The 19,204-nt window shown below is 37.1% G+C and carries 16 protein-coding genes, 1 tRNA gene and 2 other annotated features; of the genes, 6 read left to right on the top strand and 11 right to left on the bottom strand.

The window, feature by feature from the left end; all coding sequences use genetic code 11:
• Positions 1 to 8 precede the first annotated feature (8 nt).
• Positions 9 to 1,154, bottom strand: a complete 1,146-nt coding sequence (locus IGJ37_RS08330) for a cysteine desulfurase family protein (protein ID WP_002360007.1) — start codon at positions 1,152 to 1,154, stop codon at positions 9 to 11.
• A gap of 156 nt (positions 1,155 to 1,310) precedes the next feature.
• Positions 1,311 to 2,285: a ribose-phosphate diphosphokinase gene (locus IGJ37_RS08335; protein ID WP_002362076.1), complete on the bottom strand. Its 975-nt coding sequence runs from the start codon at positions 2,283 to 2,285 to the stop codon at positions 1,311 to 1,313.
• 212 nt (positions 2,286 to 2,497) lie between these two features.
• Here IGJ37_RS08335 and IGJ37_RS08340 point away from each other — a divergent pair, with 212 nt between their 5' ends.
• The 3 genes from IGJ37_RS08340 to IGJ37_RS08350 are packed head-to-tail and all read left to right on the top strand — an operon-like array spanning position 2,498 to position 5,026.
• Positions 2,498 to 3,247, top strand: a complete 750-nt coding sequence (locus IGJ37_RS08340) for a metal ABC transporter ATP-binding protein (protein ID WP_002360005.1) — start codon at positions 2,498 to 2,500, stop codon at positions 3,245 to 3,247.
• Entirely contained in the window at positions 3,244 to 4,113 is an 870-nt protein-coding gene (locus tag IGJ37_RS08345; protein WP_002369145.1) for a metal ABC transporter permease, read from the top strand. Before IGJ37_RS08340 ends, IGJ37_RS08345 begins: the two co-directional genes overlap by 4 nt.
• Positions 4,100 to 5,026, top strand: coding sequence for a metal ABC transporter substrate-binding protein (locus IGJ37_RS08350; protein ID WP_002356954.1), 927 nt, complete (start codon positions 4,100 to 4,102; stop codon positions 5,024 to 5,026). Before IGJ37_RS08345 ends, IGJ37_RS08350 begins: the two co-directional genes overlap by 14 nt.
• Before the next feature lie 54 nt (positions 5,027 to 5,080).
• Here the strand turns inward: IGJ37_RS08350 and IGJ37_RS08355 are convergent, their stop codons facing one another.
• The 5 genes from IGJ37_RS08355 to IGJ37_RS08375 form a co-directional block, all read right to left on the bottom strand.
• Positions 5,081 to 6,619: an ABC-F family ATP-binding cassette domain-containing protein gene (locus IGJ37_RS08355; RefSeq protein WP_002362078.1), complete on the bottom strand. Its 1,539-nt coding sequence runs from the start codon at positions 6,617 to 6,619 to the stop codon at positions 5,081 to 5,083.
• 369 nt (positions 6,620 to 6,988) lie between these two features.
• Complete coding sequence (locus IGJ37_RS08360; protein WP_002360000.1) at positions 6,989 to 8,182, bottom strand: amidohydrolase; 1,194 nt, start codon at positions 8,180 to 8,182, stop codon at positions 6,989 to 6,991.
• 14 nt (positions 8,183 to 8,196) lie between these two features.
• A complete protein-coding gene (locus tag IGJ37_RS08365; RefSeq protein ID WP_002366917.1) occupies positions 8,197 to 9,030 on the bottom strand; it encodes a MetQ/NlpA family ABC transporter substrate-binding protein in 834 nt (277 codons plus the stop codon).
• Positions 9,031 to 9,049: 19 nt separating this feature from the next.
• The gene (locus IGJ37_RS08370) at positions 9,050 to 9,730 is read right to left on the bottom strand and encodes a methionine ABC transporter permease (protein ID WP_002359998.1); all 681 of its coding nucleotides are present in this window, start codon (positions 9,728 to 9,730) and stop codon (positions 9,050 to 9,052) included.
• A gap of 18 nt (positions 9,731 to 9,748) precedes the next feature.
• Positions 9,749 to 10,819, bottom strand: coding sequence for a methionine ABC transporter ATP-binding protein (locus IGJ37_RS08375; protein WP_002374501.1), 1,071 nt, complete (start codon positions 10,817 to 10,819; stop codon positions 9,749 to 9,751).
• An 85-nt stretch (positions 10,820 to 10,904) separates the two neighbouring features.
• Positions 10,905 to 11,155 (bottom strand) — a binding site (T-box leader).
• A gap of 199 nt (positions 11,156 to 11,354) precedes the next feature.
• Positions 11,355 to 11,600, bottom strand: a binding site (T-box leader).
• Positions 11,601 to 11,863: 263 nt separating this feature from the next.
• Here IGJ37_RS08375 and IGJ37_RS08380 point away from each other — a divergent pair.
• The 3 genes from IGJ37_RS08380 (at position 11,864) to IGJ37_RS08390 (ending at position 13,976) form a co-directional block, all read left to right on the top strand.
• Positions 11,864 to 11,936: transfer RNA gene (locus IGJ37_RS08380), tRNA-Thr, on the top strand.
• Between the two features lie 157 nt (positions 11,937 to 12,093).
• Positions 12,094 to 13,584 carry a glucosyltransferase domain-containing protein gene (locus IGJ37_RS08385; protein ID WP_252671326.1) on the top strand — a complete coding sequence of 497 codons (1,491 nt, stop codon included), beginning with the start codon at positions 12,094 to 12,096 and terminating at the stop codon, positions 13,582 to 13,584.
• Between the two features lie 212 nt (positions 13,585 to 13,796).
• The gene (locus IGJ37_RS08390) at positions 13,797 to 13,976 is read left to right on the top strand and encodes a hypothetical protein (protein WP_002383739.1); all 180 of its coding nucleotides are present in this window, start codon (positions 13,797 to 13,799) and stop codon (positions 13,974 to 13,976) included.
• 87 nt (positions 13,977 to 14,063) lie between these two features.
• On the opposite strand, the gene IGJ37_RS08395 is transcribed toward IGJ37_RS08390, so the two are convergent.
• The 4 genes from IGJ37_RS08395 to glmS form a co-directional block, all read right to left on the bottom strand.
• The gene (locus IGJ37_RS08395; protein ID WP_252671328.1) at positions 14,064 to 15,029 is read right to left on the bottom strand and encodes a hypothetical protein; all 966 of its coding nucleotides are present in this window, start codon (positions 15,027 to 15,029) and stop codon (positions 14,064 to 14,066) included.
• Positions 15,030 to 15,204: 175 nt separating this feature from the next.
• Complete coding sequence (locus tag IGJ37_RS08400; protein ID WP_002359936.1) at positions 15,205 to 15,495, bottom strand: hypothetical protein; 291 nt, start codon at positions 15,493 to 15,495, stop codon at positions 15,205 to 15,207.
• A gap of 47 nt (positions 15,496 to 15,542) precedes the next feature.
• Positions 15,543 to 16,781 carry an aminoacyltransferase gene (locus IGJ37_RS08405; RefSeq protein ID WP_156235161.1) on the bottom strand — a complete coding sequence of 413 codons (1,239 nt, stop codon included), beginning with the start codon at positions 16,779 to 16,781 and terminating at the stop codon, positions 15,543 to 15,545.
• 310 nt (positions 16,782 to 17,091) lie between these two features.
• The gene (gene glmS, locus IGJ37_RS08410) at positions 17,092 to 18,900 is read right to left on the bottom strand and encodes a glutamine--fructose-6-phosphate transaminase (isomerizing) (RefSeq protein ID WP_002356940.1); all 1,809 of its coding nucleotides are present in this window, start codon (positions 18,898 to 18,900) and stop codon (positions 17,092 to 17,094) included.
• Positions 18,901 to 19,204: the final 304 nt, after the last annotated feature.

Raw genomic sequence — 19,204 nt, forward strand, 5'->3', positions numbered from 1 at the left:
CAATCAGATTATTTTTTCAATTGTTGAATCACTGCAACTAGTACTTCAGAAAAAGTCGCAATTTCTTCTGGTGTGTTCCCGTAGCCAAAACTAATCCGGATTGATTCTTTAATAGCTGAGGAATTTTCTCCATACATCGCTGTCAACACGTGCGAAGGATCCACAGTTCCCGCTGTACAAGCCGAGCCTGTTGAAATCGCAATACCTCTTAAGTCCAAATGCATTAAGAGCAAATCACTGGGAATTCCTTTTAAATGAAGATTTAAGACATGCGCTAAACGATTCGTTGGTTCACCATTAATTGAAAAATCAATATTGGCTTCTTCTAACGCTTTTAAAATAATCGTTTGAAAACTTTGATAGGCTGTTTTTCTTGCTTGCTTTTCTGCAGAAGTTAGTAATGAAACGGCAGTACCCATGCCAATAATTCCAGCTAAGTTTTCCGTGCCCGCACGTCGTTTTTCTTCTTGTTCCCCACCATGTAAAAGAGGTGGTAATTGGATTGCATCGCTTTTAAATAAAAAACCTACGCCTTTTGGACCATTGATTTTATGAGCGGAAATACTTAATAAGTCGATCCCTAATTCATGAGGTAAAATGACTTCACTTCCATAAGCTTGGACGGCATCTGTATGAAAAATCGCCGAATGATTTTTAAGAATTGCACCAACTTCAGCAATTGGTAATCGATTTCCAATTTCATTATTGCCATACATCATTGAAACCAAGATCGTTTCTTCGCGTAAAGACTTTTTGAATTGATCCATTGAAATCTGACCATTTTCATTCACAGGCAAGTAAGTCACTTCAAAGCCTAACGTTTCTAAGTATTCCATCGTTCGTAATACAGCGGGATGTTCAATTGCCGTAGTAATAATATGTTTTCCTTCCTTTTGACGAGAAAAAGCAACTGCCAAGATGGCTGTGTTATCCCCTTCTGTGCCACCACTATTAAAAATAATTTCGTGGGGTTTGGCTTGTAAGCTCTCGGCAATCGTTTGACGCACTTCTTCCAGAAGACCGTGTGCCTTTCGTCCAAACTGATGAATACTTGATGGATTGCCAAAAGTCGTTTGCATATTTTCAGTCATCGCTTGAATGACCGTTGGATGAAGCGGTGTTGTTGCCGCATGATCTAAATAAATGGGTTCCAAATGACTCGTCCCTTTCCTTATGTTCTGGCGTTATTCTAGCATAAAAAGCTTAAAACACAAAATCAGAATACTTTCTCTTCTATTTATAAAAGAGATAAGAAAAATAGGCCCAACACTATTAAAGTTGTTAGACCTATTTCTAGTTTAAGGAATCACTTATTCTCCTTTTGGTTCTAAACGGAATAATGGACTCATTGGTTTATTTTCATGGATACGAAGTAACGCTTCCCCCATTAACTCAGCGCAAGAAATAATATTCAAGGTTGCTGGTTGGCGGTCTGCTGTCGTATAAACAGAGTCAGTAATACTAATTTCCTTAATTGGCGCATTTTCTAAGGTTGCTTTTGCGCCTTCTGATAACAAACCATGCGAGGCGCAAGCATACACTTCTTGCGCACCATTTTTCATTAAAACTTCCGCCGCTGTGGCTAACGTTTGACCAGTATTCAAAATGTCATCAACAAGAATACATTTTTTCCCAGCGACATTCCCAATAACGTAACCTTCTTGGCGCACCCCATCAATCTCTTCATGGTCTACAATTGCTAAGGTCGCATCTAAGTACTCCGATAAACTACGTGCGCGTTGAACGCCACTGTTTTTAGGCGAAACAATCACAATTTCTTCCCCTACTAATGCTTGTTGACGATAATAATGAGCGAACAAAGGCATTGTAAATAAATTATCTACTGGGATATCAAAAAATCCTTGGACTTGAACAGTATGCAAGTCTAATGTTAACAAACGTGTTGCGCCTGCCTCTACTAACATATTAGCAACTAATTTCGCAGTAATGGGCTCTCTTGGTTTCGCTGTGCGGTCTTGGCGAGCATAACCATAGTAAGGCAAAATAACATTAATTGTTTTTGCGCTAGCACGTTTTAATGCATCAATTAAAATAAGCAATTCCATCAAATGATCATTTACAGGAGCATTCGTTGCTTGGATGATGTAGACATGATCGCCACGAATACTTTCTTCAATATTAATTTGAATTTCGCCATCACTAAATTGGCGCACGGTGCTTTTTCCTAATTCTGTTCCTACTGATGCTGCGATTTTTTCAGCAAGTGGTCGATTTGCATTTAAACTGAAGATGCGTAAGGTGTCATCTTGATAGTTTTCGGTCATGATATCCTCCGTCAATATAAAATAATAGTCGTTTTCATTCATATTCTACCATTTTTTGTCATAAAAATCATGGGATCCTCCTTAATTTATTGAAAGAAACGGTTTTCTTTGTGAAAAAAGCGCTTGTATTTAGGTGCACCTAAAAATTATTTGCATTTTCTTAAACTATCCCTTATACTGATTTTAAGGCAAACCTAAAAAGGAGGAATTTCATGAGAAAAAGCTTTAACTTAGCTGTTCAAGCGTTAACCGTTCAATATCAAGGACGGACCGCTTTAAATAATATCCACGTTACTATTCCCTCCGGTAAAATTACTGGAATTATCGGACCAAATGGTGCTGGAAAGTCAACATTTATTAAAGGGTTATTAGGCTTGATTAAAACAAAGGAACGTGATGTTTTGTTAAATAATCAAGCGATTGACCAACAAAAAACAACCATTGCCTATGTAGAACAACGTAGCGCCTTGGATCTTAGTTTCCCAATTAGCGTTTTTGAAACGGTCTTGCTAGGAACCTATCCAAACTTGGGACTATTAAAACGCCCAGGAAAGAAAGAAAAGCAAGCAGCCATGGCTGCATTAAAAATGGTGCAATTAGAAGACTATGCGCAACGCCAGATTGGCGAACTTTCTGGTGGCCAATTACAACGTGTGTTTATCGCCCGTGTTTTGGCCCAAGGTGCTGAGGTGATTTTTTTAGATGAACCTTTCGTCGGCATTGATATGTCTAGTGAAAAAGTGATTATGGATATTCTTAAATCATTAAAAAATCAAGGTAAAATGATTATCATTGTTCACCATGATTTGCACAAAGTGTCCCACTATTTTGATGAATTAATCGTTTTGAAAAACCGGCTAATTGCTGCGGGTCCTGTTGAACAAACATTTACTGCAGAAACGCTCCAAGAAGCATACGGTGATTTGTTAGGTGATTTATTAATACAGGGGGTTGCAAAATGATTGCTGCATTTATTGATGGTTTATTCCGTTATCAATTTTTACAAAATGCCCTTTTGACGTCTGTAATTGTCGGACTCATTTCAGGGGTAATTGGTTCATTCATTATTTTACGTGGGATGTCTTTGATGGGTGATGCGATTTCCCATGCTGTTTTACCAGGGGTCGCTGTTTCTTATATGTTTGGTTTCAATTATATTTTTGGCGCTTCTATTTTTGGCTTATTAGCTGCATTATCGATCGGCTTTATTACCCAAAAAAGTCCACTAAAAAATGATACTGCCATTGGTGTTGTCTTTAGTTCTTTTTTTGCTTTAGGGATTATTTTTATCTCTTTTGCAAAAAGTTCCACCGATTTATATCATATTCTGTTTGGAAATGTATTAGCGGTCGCAGATACCGATATTTTAATTACTTGTGTCGTCGGTGTGATTGTTTTGATTTTTGTGGCATTGTTTTATAAAGAGTTGCAACTCACTTCTTTTGATCCCACAATGGCTCAGGCTTATGGTTTAAATATTCAATTTTTCCACTATGCATTGATGTTTTTACTAACATTAGTCGCTGTTTCTTCTTTGCAAACCGTCGGAACTATTTTAGTCATTGCCATGCTGATTACACCAGCGGCAACAGCTTATCTATTAACAAATCACTTACCGACAATGATTGGCTTAGCCTCTACTTTTGGGATTTTAAGTTCAGTGATTGGCCTATTCTTTAGTTATTCTTATAACTTAGCTTCTGGTGCGACGATTGTTTTAACCGCCGCCTTATTCTTTTTATTGGCTTTCTTTTTCTCACCAAAGAAAGGCCTAGTATTTGTAAACCGTGAGAAAGAAATGGAGGAATCAACGAATGAAAAAATTTAGTTTATTTTTTTTAACACTTTTAGCAGGGTTAACGTTAGCTGCTTGCGGGAATCAAGCCGCTGAAAAGAAAGAAAAATTAGCAATTGTGACAACGAACTCGATCTTATCCGATTTAGTGAAAAATGTTGGGCAAGACAAAATTGAGCTGCATAGTATTGTGCCAATTGGGACAGACCCTCACGAATATGAACCGTTACCAGAAGACATTGCGAAAGCTTCTGAAGCGGACATTTTATTCTTTAACGGCTTGAACTTAGAAACAGGCGGAAATGGCTGGTTTAACAAATTAATGAAAACGGCCAAAAAAGTTGAGAATAAAGATTACTTTTCTACAAGCAAAAATGTTACGCCACAATATTTAACAAGTGCCGGTCAAGAACAAACAGAAGATCCGCATGCTTGGTTAGACATTGAAAATGGCATTAAATATGTAGAAAACATTCGTGACGTGTTAGTAGAAAAAGATCCAAAAAATAAAGATTTCTATACAGAAAACGCGAAAAATTATACCGAAAAACTTAGCAAACTACATGAGGAAGCCAAAGCTAAATTTGCTGATATTCCTGATGATAAAAAATTATTAGTTACAAGTGAAGGTGCCTTTAAATATTTCTCCAAAGCTTATGATTTAAATGCCGCTTATATTTGGGAAATTAACACAGAAAGTCAAGGAACACCTGAACAAATGACCACGATTATTGATACCATTAAGAAATCAAAAGCACCTGTGTTATTTGTTGAAACCAGTGTCGATAAACGTAGTATGGAACGGGTCTCAAAAGAAGTGAAACGACCAATTTACGATACACTTTTCACAGACTCTCTTGCCAAAGAAGGAACAGAAGGCGATACGTACTACAGCATGATGAACTGGAATTTAACAAAAATCCATGATGGCTTAATGAGTAAATAAATAATAAAGAAGAAAGAACCAAGTTGACTCCCCCTCAACTTGGTTCTTTCTTCTTTATTTAACTAATTCCTCAATATCAATTACTCGATCCACAATTTCCTCATAAAAATCTGCTTCATGGGAAACCAGAAAAACCGTTCCTGGGTAAACGTGAATTGCTTCTTGTAAACTTTTTTTGGCCGCTTCATCAATATGATTGGTTGGCTCATCTAAAAATAACAAATTACTTGTTTGCATCATTAGTTCCGCTAGTTTTACTTTTGTTTGCTCACCACCACTTAACAGGGCTAGCGACTGCATTGCTAACTTATCTGGTAAACCTGCTCTAGCCAAATGACTTCTTCGCTCTTTAATCGTTGTATCTGGAAAACGATCTGATAAATAGTCTAGCGGCGTTAACTGCTCATTAGGCCACGCCAAGTCTTGGGTAAAATAAGCAATTTTGGTATTCAGCGGATAATGAAATTCTCCATCTAATGAAGGAATCACTTTCGTCAACGTTTTAATTAATGTTGATTTGCCAATCCCATTAAAGCCTTTCAATGCGACTTTTTCACCGACATGAACCATTAAATCTAACGGTTCTAACAAAGGTTCCCGATAGCCGACAACTAACTTCTGGGTCGTTAGTGCTTGCGTTGCAACTAACCCTTGATAAGGAAATTCAATCGCTGGCTTAGTCAAGGAACCTGGCGGAGTCAATCGTTCCAACCGGTCCAATTGTTTTTGTCGACTTTTAGCCATCGTTGCTCGATTTCCAGCTTTGTATTTACGAATATAGGCTTCCATTTTTTCAATTTTTTCTTGTTGGGCCTGATACTGTTTCAAATAGGTTTGTTTATTCTGCTCTTTTTGTGCAAAAGATTTTTCTACATTTCCAGTATATTTGGTTAATTTGCCAAACTCAATATCTGCGATGCAATTCGTCACTTCATTTAAAAATTGATAATCATGAGAGACTAATAGAAAGCTTCCTTCAAAATTATTCAGATAGCGAACAAGCCATTGAATATGTGTATCATCTAAATAGTTGGTGGGTTCATCTAAAAGTAACACATCAGGGGCCTCTAACAATAATTTTGCTAAAATCACTTTTGAACGTTGACCACCGCTTAGCTCCCCTAACTTTTTATCCAAACCAATTGCTTGTAGTCCTAACCCATTGGCTAAATCCTGAATAATCGTGTCGATTTGGTAAAAATTACTTTCATCTAAATCTGTTTGTAATTTGCCTGCTTGTTCTAAAAGTTTTTCCGAAGCCGTTTGACTGTATTCTTCATAAAGCTTTGTCAGTTTCGCTTCTTTATCAAAAAGTTCTTGAAAGGCTTGTTTCAAAAAATCAACCATCGTTAGTGATTGTTCTACAGAAACATGCTGATCCAAGTACCCAATCTTACAATTTTTTTGCCACTGAATCGTTCCTTCGTCTGGCAATACTTCCCCCGTTAAAATTTTAATTAAGGTGGATTTGCCGACACCATTTTGGCCAGTTAAGCCTAAATGATCCCCCTTATTCACTTGCAATGAAGCCTCTTCATACAAGACCTTTTCGCCAAATCGATGCGTTAAATGTTCAATAGTTAAAATACTCATTTTCGTCACTTCTTTCTTGTTAACTGATTATTTTGGGACAACAAAAAAAGAACCACGTCTGCACGTCGTCCATCCTGACAGAAATCCCGACAACCGCTTGTACGTACACTCAAATAAGACTAGCTTTTCTAGTCAAAAAATGTCCTATCAAGCGATGAAGAAATTAATTGCTCGGCTCCACAACAGTGCTTCATCTGTTCTTAAACTATCGGGAGCTACTTTTCTTGTTAATTTATCAGTTAAAACAAAAAACATGTGAATCACCTTTCTTATGCTTGTATTCTACCATAGAATGACAAGAAAGCAAGCCACGTTGGTTTATAACGAAAGGAGCCCACAAACCATCATTTTGTCGGCTCCCTATCCCTGTTATTCTGATAAATAATTTAATGCATAGCGTACGTGGTACTCTGCTGCTAAAAGTAAGGCACGTTCATCAATATCAAATTGTTCATGATGGTGTCCAAAATGAGTAGCAGGATTTTCAGGGTTTCGTGAACCGACCCGTCCATAGATACCAGGAATTACCGCTAAGTAATCAGCAAAATCATCCGCCCCTAAACTTTTAGGATGATCGGTCACAACATTTTCAAAACCAACAATTTCACTGGCTACCTGCTGTGCACGGTTGGTTGCTTGTTCTTCATTAATTAATGGATTCGCTGCCGCATAAACAGAAAAATCAGCAATTTCTGTTCGATGAGACTGGGCAATTTCATGGGCAATTTCTTCGACTCGTTGTAAAACAAATTGGCGCGTTTCCTGACTAAATGTTCGAACAGTGCCTTCAATGGTTGCCTGGTTTGCTACAATATTATAGCGTGTTCCTGCTTGTAAAACGCCAATTCCTACTACGACGGAATCTAAAGGATCAATCTCGCGCGCTACAATTTTTTGTAATTCCACAACGATACTGGCCGCTGCTAAAACAGCATCCCGGCCATTCTGTGGTTGGGCGACGTGACTACTTTGACCACTGACTTCAATTTTAAAAATATCACAAGAGGCGTTGGTGGCGCCTTTGGTAGCGACTAATTTTCCGACCGGCACACTAGAATCTAAATGAATCCCAAACACTTGGTCGATTGCTTCTAAATAATTTCCTTCCACAAATTGTCGAGCGCCTGCACCAATTTCTTCAGCTGGCTGGAAGGCCAGTTTAATCGTTCCTGAAAAGGTATCCTGATGTTTTTTGAGCACTTTAGCTGCACCTAGCAATGCTGCCGCATGACCATCGTGTCCACAAGCATGATTGAGTCCTGGATTTTTAGAAGCATAGGCAGTACCTGTTGCATCTGGTAATTCCAACGCATCAATATCTGCACGTAATAAAATCGTTTTGCCAGCGCCAAGACCTCCTTCAATGGTTGCTAAAACACCCGTTTCCCCTACTTCTACAAAAGGAATAGCTAAGGCTAGTAGTTCTTCTTTAATTCGCTTAATCGTTTCATATTCTTTTAAACTTGCTTCAGGATATTGATGAAAATGACGTCTTAAATGGATTATCCATTCATTTTCTGTAGCAATAGCTTCTTGGATTGTTTGAATCGTTGTTGTACTCATTATAAATGCCTCCTTTATTTTTTACCAAATGTTTCCCAGGCTGGAACATTGGCGCCTTTTGATGTTTCTGCAATGACCTTTTTCGTTTCTTCTTGTTGATATTCTTCTACAACTTTTTGATAAAGTTTATTCTCTTGATCTTCTTCTCGGGCCACGACAATGTTCACATAAGGTTTCGCTTTTTCGTTTACAGGTTCTAAGAAAATAGCATCTTTATCTGGTGTATACCCAGCATCGACAGCCATGCCGCTATTAATCACTGAAGCATCGACATCTTGTAAAGCACGCGCCGTTTGCGTAGCATCTAATTCAGTTATTTTCAATTGGCGTTTATTTTCAGTAATATCACTGACAGTCGGTAATTGCTGTTTCGCAGGATCAACTTTTATCAGTCCTGCAGTTTGTAATAAAATTAATGCCCGCCCACCATTCGTTGGGTCATTAGGAATAGCAATTTCTCCGCCGTCTTTAATTTTCGTGATATCTTTCAATTTATTAGCGTAAATTCCCAATGGTGCATTGACTGTATTGCCAATTGATACTAATTTCGTCCCATGTTCTTTATTGTAATTGTCTAAAAAGATTTGATGCTGAAAGGCATTTAAATCAATTTCTTTTTCTGCTAATGCTGCATTTGGTTGCGTATAGTCTGTAAATTCTACCAATTGTAAATCAATATTTTTCTTTTTCAAACGGTCTTTGACCGATTCCCATTCATCATTTTTTGTTCCTACAACCCCTAGTTTAACGGTTTCTGTCTTAGTATCCTTCGCAGACCCCGATGCACAACCTGCAATCGTAAAAGCTAATACCCCAATAAGTCCAATCAATTTACTAAATTTTTTCATTTGTCATTTCTCCTTTTTTCTAATGTGATGTTTTTTTGATTAATTGATTACTAATGGCTTGACTGATAAATACCATAATTAAAATAATTAACGTGGCCATAAATGTCACATCGGTTTGAAACCGATTGTATCCTCGAGTAATCGCTAAGTTGCCCAGACCACCGGCTCCAATCGCTCCTGCCATGGCTGTTAATCCAATCAAATTAATAATTGTCACCGCTGAAACACGAATAATACTTGGTAACCCTTCAATTAGATAAACCCGAAAAATAATCCCTAAGGGACTCGTCCCCATGGCTTCTGCCGCTTCAATAACGCCAGGATCCACTTCTAATAACGCATTTTCAATTTGGCGCGCGAAAAACGGGATTACGCCAATAACTAATGGGACTAACGCTGCGGTTGTACCAATTGTCGTTCCTGCCAAAATTCGTGTTAATGGTTGAATCAGTGCGAGCATAATAATGAAAGGAATAGAGCGGCAAACATTAATAATTTTTTCTAAGACACTATACAGGGGTGGATTTTTCAAAACACCACTGGGGCCAGTACTGACAAGCACGACACCCAATAAGACTCCTAACACACCAGCAATCAATGCTGTCCAAAAAACCATGTATAATGTTTCCCATGTACTTTGAAGAAACTCTTGTTTTAATTGGACAACATTCGGAAAATATTTCTCAAATAATTGATACATTCTCAGTTCACTCCTTTTTTAAATCACCTGTAAATTCTGCTTTCTCTTCGTTTGCTGATAGGTTTTCAAAACATTGGTTCGCACGCCTTGTTTCGCTAAATAAGCAAGGGCTTGTTGACGCTGGGCCTCATCACCAGAAAGCACCACAATTAAATGGCCAATAGGAACATTTTGAACAATTTCGACATTGCCATAAAGGATATTCGTATACACCTGATATTGGCTATACAATTGTGCAATTAATGGCTCGTTCGTTTGATCTCCCACATAAGAAAACTCAATTAATTCTTGATTTTTATCTAAATCAGCTAATTTAGGATGTTCAAGAATCGTGGTTAATGCTTGATCAATATGAGTTGCTGTCCGAATAAAATCTTTGGTTAAAGGTTGTTGGGGTTGACTAAAAATCGAAACAATATCGTTTGATTCGACAACGCAGCCATTTTCCATCACCGCGACTTTATTACAAATTTCTTTAACCACTTGCATTTCATGGGTGATTAAGACAATCGTCAAGTTCAGTTCTTGATTTAACTTTTTTAACAAGGCTAAAATCTGTCCCGTTGTTTTTGGATCTAACGCACTCGTCGCTTCATCACAAAGTAAAATTTCAGGATCATTTGCTAAAGCGCGGGCAATCGCAACCCGCTGTTTTTGCCCTCCTGATAGTTGACTGGGGTAAGCGTCCCGTTTTTCACTTAGTCCAACTAGCTCTAATAAATGGCTGATTTTTTGACGCCGTTCACTTTTACTTAGCCCAGAATATTTTAATGAAAAATCGATATTACTAAATATGGTCCGCTCTTTCATCAAATTAAAATGTTGAAAAATCATTCCAATCTTTTTTCGTTGTTGTCGTAATTCCTTTTTAGAAAAAGTTAAAATATTTTCTTTGTTAATAATAACGGTGCCCGCTGTTGGTCGTTGCAATAAATTAATTACCCGTACTAGCGTACTTTTTCCAGCACCGGAATAACCAACGATTCCGTAGATATCCCCTTTATCAATTGTCAAAGAAACATCTTGGACAGCCTGAATTTCTTGTTTTTTTTGTTGAAATGTCACACTGATATTTTTTAGTTCAATCATTCTTTATCCCCCTTCATTCTTACCAACCTGCATTTTTTCATAAAAAAGAAAAAAGCATCCTCAACGACACAACTCGAGTTGTATCGTTGAGGACGCTTTTTTGCGTGTTACCACCTCATGTTCAGAATTTGCTCACACAAATTCCCTTTTCAAGTACGGAACAATATGTTCGATACCCTAGCTCGATAACGGGAGCCCCCGTCGCCGCCTTGTGTTTAACACTCGGAGCGCTTGCTCAATAGCCATTTTCCAAAACGTCTTTGTCACCTATTCTCAGCTACCTAGGCTCTCTGTTAGACAAATCAAGTCTTGTACTTACTATATCACTGCTTTTTTATTTCTATTCATTTTAAACTGATTTTCATCTGTTTTCAAAATTAAACAGACTAGAGTTAATGTTCTCTTCGAACAGCTTGTACTGTTCATCACTTACAAAGGCCATCCTGCGTCGAGTAATCGCAGACAGCATCTACTCTGTCGCTTCGCGCCAGTCGTAGTGATTCACAGCAAAAAGCCCTTCACTAGCGTTTTGCTAGTAAAGGGCGAATGATTCGCGGTACCACCTTTTTTCGAAATATAACTGATTCTTTATATCTCATCTCTTATCCAAGTCTTTATTAACTTGGTGCACATGGTAACGGGTGCTTATCCGAAATTGCTTACTTATCAGCAATTTATTCTCAGAGGCCATCTTCAACTTTTCTGAACCTTGTCCCTTTTCACCAATCAGGACTCTCTTTTGAAGGTCATCAAAATTTACTCTTCTCTTCAACGAATGAATAGTTATCTGTGATGTTGATTTACACTTTACTAGAGAAAAAAGAGATTGTCAACAGTTTTTCTTAGAAAAAAATCATTTTTCTTTTTTTACGAAAGAGCAATTGACAAACTTTCGTCTATACGTTATTCTATTTCTTGTGCACGAGATTTGTACGATTTTTCAAAAGGAACTTTGACGATTACTCGTCGCAGTGTAGCCTTTGAAAGTGAACTCTATGGGTTTCACTTCGTTGCAATCCTCGAGTTAGTTTAGCCTTTGAAAGTGCCGCCTTAGCTCAGTTGGTAGAGCACCACCATGGTAAGGTGGGGGTCGCCGGTTCAAGCCCGGCAGGTGGCTTTTTGGTAAAATCCCAACTCTTTAATAAAGAGTTGGGATTTTTTTGTTTTGCCTACCCTTAGTGTTCTGTCAAGATGAGAAAATAACAAAAGCAATTTCTTCATTCCACTCGTTATGGTATATTTTAATTGTTAAATAATTATTGGAGTGGAGTACAATGATGAAACAATTCCCTACAGAATCAAAAAAATTTGATTTAAAGAATTGGTGTATTGAAAATAAAGCCTATCTTCTATTGATCATTTTAATTTATCAAGTGGCAGTTTTATCCATCGGCATTATCAATTTCCCTTACTTAGATGATAATGCTCGCCAAGTCGCTGGAATGACAGATTTTGGTACGACTTACGCACGTTGGGGCAGTGAATTTCTCTCATGGTTTGTTCAAGGAAGTCGTCATTTGACAGATCTGGGCTTGACCACACCGATTCTAACAGGTCTTATCTTATCTCTCACAAGCATACTGGCAATTTATATCATCAATGACCAAAAAATTAGCTGGGGTTCCTCTTTAGTAGCTACTTTAATTGGACTCAATCCTTGGTTCCTCCAATGTCTTAGTTTCAGGTTTGATAGTCCCTATATGGCATTGAGTATTTTTTGTTCGTTTCTTCCTTTTTATTGGTGGCAGCGTAATTCTTTTACGTTTTTCTTGGTTTCTGTCTTTTCACTGTTTGTTATGTTTAATACTTACCAAGCATCGTCAGGAATTTATATAGTTATCGTCTTATTCCTTACTTTCAAGCAGTTACTTGCTGGAGAAAATTTCTTTGCTCTTTGTAAAAAAGTCGCACTTGCTGCTATCGCTTATCTACTTTCTATAGTCAGCTACCTTATCGAGTTAAAATTTGTACCTTCTGCAACAAACAACATTGGGGGCAGTCAGGCCTTACCAAGTTTGCACGATATTCCCAGTGTGGCTTATCAAAATAGTTACCATTATTTTTCAGAGCTATTGAACCAGAGTAATCGTTTATGGCTTTTATTACTGCTCCTACTGCTTGTTTTATTTTTTATTAGTCATCTATCAAATAGCAAAATCAACTTAGGCTTAAGTTTCCTTTATTGTATCTTGTATTTAGGACTTGCTTCTCTCTTAAGTTTTGGTATTTTTATTGTCTATTCAAGAAATATCGCTGGTGATGCGCCTCGCTATATTTACGGATTTGCTGTTTTTGTTACAATCAGCATGTTAAGTTTATTTAACAATCGACAAGTGAAAGCAATTTATCTAACTTCGTTACTTGTGGCCAGCTTGTTATCTTATTATATTTTATCGTTTGTTTTGGTGTATTCTTCCACATTAAACTATCAAAAAGAAGCATTCAATCGCCAAGCAGCTGTTTTAACAGATGATTTAAAAAATGTTGTAACAAACGAACGTAAAAAAGTTTATTTAAATACGTTTTTCAAAAATTCAACTGTTTATGCTAATACAAGTCGAAACTACCCAATTCTTTCAAAAATTGTGCCACCAAATGACGGTCTATATTTCCCTAATTACGTTTGGTTCAATACTTCATCGAATTTAGGAGTAGAGATGGCACCACTGACCGATACGGATATGTCTAAAAATCAAAAAGTAGTAAGTAATCACTTTTATGACATTTATACAAACAACAAAGAAATATTTGTGTTTATGAAATAATTTGTTTCATCCAAAAACACTTCTTTTGCAATAAACGTGACTGTATGGTTTGATTAAGATGGATTAAGTATTCTTTTCGGTAAAGCTAGTACTTCCTGAGACTTGCTTATTTCCCATTTTTCTTATGAAGTAACAAAATTTTTGAGAAAAAACAGCTCGTTTTCTATGTTATGATAGAGAAGTGAAAATCACCAGAAAGGTTGTTGCGGACTATGAGAACTCGTCAGAAAAAATTATTTTTATTTTCAATGATTTTATGGTTAGTTGAATTTTTAATTACACGGATTTCTGATTCTTTTCCAGGAGCAACGCCATTGTTCGTTGTGATTTGCTTGATTCAAGGAATTCTTTTTACTTATTTCTGTCTTGCTTTTTTCTATTATCCGCAATAATCAGTCAAGAAAAGCAATTAGAGCAGATTCAGCAAATTTCTGAAACCGAAAAAATGGCACGTCCTCGTTTTTAGGACGTGCCATTTTTTAAAGCATTATTTGTGTAAAAGCCGTTCGTATCGGCTGTTGAACTTTTTGAACAGCAGCGATTTGATGGCCTTTTGCTTCAGTCAATTCTTTTTCAATATATTCAGGATAGTAGGTTGCCAAATAACCCAAGACCCAGATAGTTGGATCTGAAATAACCGTCTCTGCTAATGGATACAAATAGGCAAAATGCAACCGAATTTCTTCTTCCAAATGCTGTAGCATAATTGGATCATCATTTTCTAAACGATTCCTAAGTTCAGTATAAATTTCGGAATAGATCGGCGTATTTAACGGTCCAGTTTTTCCTTCTAGTAAGACTGTCTGAGGCTGATTGTCATACCAAAGAAAAGTCAGTGGTTCTGAAAATTGCAACAGTGCTAATTCTTCAATGAACCATTCCCGAGCAAAATAACTAAGTGCTTGGTTCATAACTAAATCTTTTGCGACTTCCACAAATACTGGTTTAGGCAAATATAAACTGGTTTTAATGTTCGCTAATTGTTGATAAACGGGCAATTGATCGCTTACTAACAAGTTCCTTTTAATTGCTTGAATTTGCTGCGTTTCTAATTGTCGATACGCCTCTTCCACTTGCATTAATTGCTGTTCTAACGTTTTTTGTTGTGCTAGCGTTATTTTATTAGTTTGAAGTAGTTGCTTCAATAAAATATATCCTTCAATAAAGCGACGGCTCTGACTATAAATTTGCATATAAATTGCCGCTGTTTCAAGGTTCTCAAAATAAGTCTCTTGGAACGCTTCTGCCAATGCTAGTGCTTCGTTAGCTTCACCCATTTCCAACAATAATTGGACAATTTTTTGGTTTACTGGCGGCGTTTGTTGTAGCTGATAGGCTTGTTGAAAATTTTCTAAAGCGGCGATCTGATTATGTTCTACAAGTGCTTCTTCTCCTTGTGCAATAAAACGTTCATAGTTTTTTGGAAATTCATGAATGGTACTCATATCTAACCTCCTTTATTTCTTATTTAAAGCAGATGAGCCTGGGACAAAAATCACTTTGGATTTTTGCTCCAGGCTCAAAACCTGATAACCGGCGGGAACAGAACTAACACTACGCGTTGCTCGGAGCTATACACTTCTGTCCCAACCTCGATTTTAACTATTCAAACGGACTTTTTTAGTAAAGATTACGAATAATAATTGCCGTTTCTAGGTCGCCTTCAGCGTTCATCTTCTCCGCCTTTTCTTCTAAACTATACCCAGCAAAACTTTCGTTTGTTAAAACATCTGCTACTGTAAATTTAGCAACTTTTTCAATACTGACTGCATCTGGTGCTACTTCTTGCACGCTATCCCAGCCTGTATCAATAAAGACTTTTGTATCTTCTGTAATCGCTTCGTTTGCTTCTAACGCCTGCATAATTTCTTTTAACTGTGCATACGTCATAACCTCAACTTGATTTTCCATTTAAACGCCTCACTTCGTCCATTCCTTTTAAGGATTAGATTTTAATTTTAGACTTTTTCTTTAATTGTTTTTAATGCGTGGTATAAGGCATATTTCATTGGTTTGGCTTTCCATTGAAAATTGCCCATTAATTCTTCGACATGACCGCCAAAGGATTGTTTGAATTTAAGAACCCCATCACTTCCATCAAAGACACCGTCAACGCCATAAAAATTATATTTGGGAATGTTATTTTCTACTGTGTAAGTTAACATTTTATGTTGAATTAAATACGGTGCATAGTATTGTTTATATTTTTCATACGTACCACTAAACAAGTAAACCACTTCTTGTGGATGAACAATGAATAAGGCGCCTGCTAAAATTTCAGGTTCATCTGATGTTTTCATTTCTTTAGCTTCGTCAATCCGTTTGCGCACGGTACGAACTTCATCTTCAAATTCACGTTTCTGGTTATTTTTTTTACGGCTTTTAGGATTGGCAATTAACGCTTCATTGACTTCGTTGAGTGTCTCTTGTAATTTGCGTAATTTCTCATGAAGATTTTCTAAATAAGTAGCAAAATTTAGTTCCGCCACCATAAATTTCGCTCGTTCGCCAAACTCTTCATAAACAGCTTGGTAATAAGCTAAATCCTTATCTTCAAAATTACGTCGTGCACTTGTTTCTTCCGTTAATTTCTTAAAGAGAGGTAACTCTTCGTAACGAAGTTCTCGGGTTGTTACTCCATATTCCCATGTTTTCTTGATGTCATATTTAGCATCTTTTCCATAAGATTTCCAAAGATTTTCTTCTGTTAATCCAGCCATATCTTTGACAAACAGCCAACGTGGCGCGCCATCAAAATTGTGCACATCAAACCCTTGGTGTTCAAAACCAATTGATGTGAAATAGTCAAATGTTTCTTGATTGACCTTTTCAACTTCACCGCCATTAAAATCACGTAAACAAATTTGTTTATTTGGAGTAAAGGTTAAATAAAGGCCATCATTTTTTTTCACATATTTTTTTAAGCCTGTGAAAAAGGCTTCTACACATTTTTTATCTGTATAATCCATCAAAATTCCGCCGTCAATGTCGAAAGCATAACCAATTTTGACTTTTTTCTTGCTTAGGATACACGCAGCAATTAGTTGGCCTTCTCGTTTGACGCCAACGTATTCACAATGCCAGCCACGTCGTTCCAATAAATGTTTCATTTCGGGTGTTTCTAAAAAGTTACCTGCAGGATGTGTCATTGCAAAGGTAGTAAATTCTTGTTCAGTTAATGTACTAAACTGATCCATATCAAACAACTCACAATCTTTTTTTGTTAAATAAATTAGCACTTTTCAGCTTAACCTACTTTTTGCTTTCTTTCAAACAAAGTTACCTCACTGGCTAATTCTTATTTTTCGGTTCTTATTAATTATATCTAATTTTGCTAAAATGCAAACAGTTTTCAACGGAAAAAAAGAATTTCTTTGGAATCTTTCATTTTTGACTGAATATCTTTCTTTTATAAAAAATATCTGAGACAAAAATCTAAAATGATTTTTGTCTCAGATATTAAAACTCATGAAAACCCGTTGAACATCTTTCTCTCAGGTTCTTGATTTACTCAACAGTTACACTTTTGGCTAAGTTCCTTGGTTTATCAACATCGTAGCCTCTTTGTAAGGTTGCATAGTACGCTAATAATTGACCTGGAACAATGCTAACTAAGGCAGAAAGTAACGGATGAACATCTGGAATAATCAGTTGGTCCTGTGGTTTTGCCAAGGATTCCAAGGCAATCACAATATTTCTTGCTCCACGACTTTCGACTTCCTTTAAATTGCCTCTTGTATGGGCTGCGACTTTGGCATCTGTCACAATCCCAATCACAGGTGTTCCTTCTTCAATTAAGGCAATCGTTCCATGCTTCAATTCACCTGCCGCAAAGCCTTCTGCTTGAATGTAGGAAATTTCTTTCAACTTCAAGGCCGCTTCCATCGACACATAATAGTCGACTCCTCGCCCGATATAGAAGGCATTTCGAGTATACGTCAGATAATCTTCCACTAAGGCTTTCATTTGTTGTTTTTCATCAATCAAGGTTTCCATGACAGCTGCTACCACGCTCAATTCGTGAGCCACATCAAATGAGACGGCTGCTAATGTTTGGCGTTCTTCACCAATTGCTTTTGCTAAAATAGCTAAAACAGCGATTTGAGCAGTATAAGCTTTGGTGGAAGCGACAGCAATTTCTGGTCCTGCGTGTAATAACAAGGTATCGTCCGCTTCACGTGATAATGTTGAGCCAGCAACATTTGTTAATGTAAGTGATGGATGCCCTAATTCATTAACCTGTACCAGTACTTGGCGACTATCTGCCGTTTCACCACTTTGACTTAAGAAAATGAAGAACGGTTTTTCAGATAAAATAGGCATGTTGTAGCCAAATTCGCTTGATAAATGAACTTCCACAGGAATACTGGCAATCGTTTCAATTAAAGATTTTCCGACCCAACCTGCATTATAACTTGTCCCACAAGCAATAATGTAAATTCGGTCACATTGATTAATTTTTTCAAGTAACGCCTCATCTAAAGTCACTTTTTCACCTTGAGTATACGCTTGAACAATTTTGCGCATCACTGCAGGTTGTTCATCAATTTCTTTGAGCATATAAAACGGATATGTTCCTTTTTCAATGTCATTTAAATCTAATTGCGCTTCAAAAGGTTCTCGGTTGATTACTTGTCCTTCTGGCGTTTCGATTACTACTTTGTCCGCTGTAACAGTTACAATTTCACCATCAACAATCTCAACAAATTGATTGGTTTCTTTAATCATCGCCATCGCGTCACTACAAATAACATTAAAGCCTTCACCTAGACCGATAAGTAATGGGCTTTTATTTTTCGCTACATAGATAGTATTGGGGTCCATTTTATCCATTAATGCAAAAGCGTATGAACCTTTAATTTCGGCTAAAGCCGCTTTAAAAGCATCTTTTGTTGAAAAACCATTTTCAGCAAAATGAGCAATTAATTGAACGACGATTTCAGTATCTGTATCACCAATTAAGTGAGCACCACTTAAAAATTGTTCTTTTAATTCTTCAAAGTTTTCAATGACACCATTATGCACTAATGCAAAGCGTTGATCGCTTGAAACATGGGGATGTGCATTGGCGACAGTTGGTTCGCCATGAGTGGCCCAACGAGTATGACCAATACCAACTGTTCCATCGATTTCTGGCGTTAATTTTGCTGCTAAATCGGCAATGCCCCCAACTGCCTTAACTACATGGGGCTGTTGGCTTTGATCATTCACACAAATCCCAGCAGAATCATAACCTCTATATTCCAATTTTGTTAATCCTTGAATCAAACTTTCCGTGACATTTTCTTTCCCAATCATTCCGACAATTCCACACATAATGCTAATTCCTACTTTCCAATTGAAATTCTGTATTTACTAGGTCCTGTTTAACTAGCAAATCCCATTATATGTTTCTACCTGCGTGATAACCTCTTTGTTCTAACTTCACAATTAGTTTTTCTTTGTTATCTGTAGAGTGCAGTCCCTAGAGCCACCCGCCGAATCTTCGATAAGCTCTCTCCTCGTCACCTGAACGTTCAGGTCTGGCGCTATCCGATATTGGTCTATATACCTCCTTTGTAAATATATTCCGTAGAAACATAAACAATCATACAATTAAAAGTAGGTACTTGTCAACAAA

It is taken from the genome of Enterococcus sp. AZ104, from assembly GCF_050546705.1.
GTDB lineage: Bacteria > Bacillota > Bacilli > Lactobacillales > Enterococcaceae > Enterococcus > Enterococcus faecalis.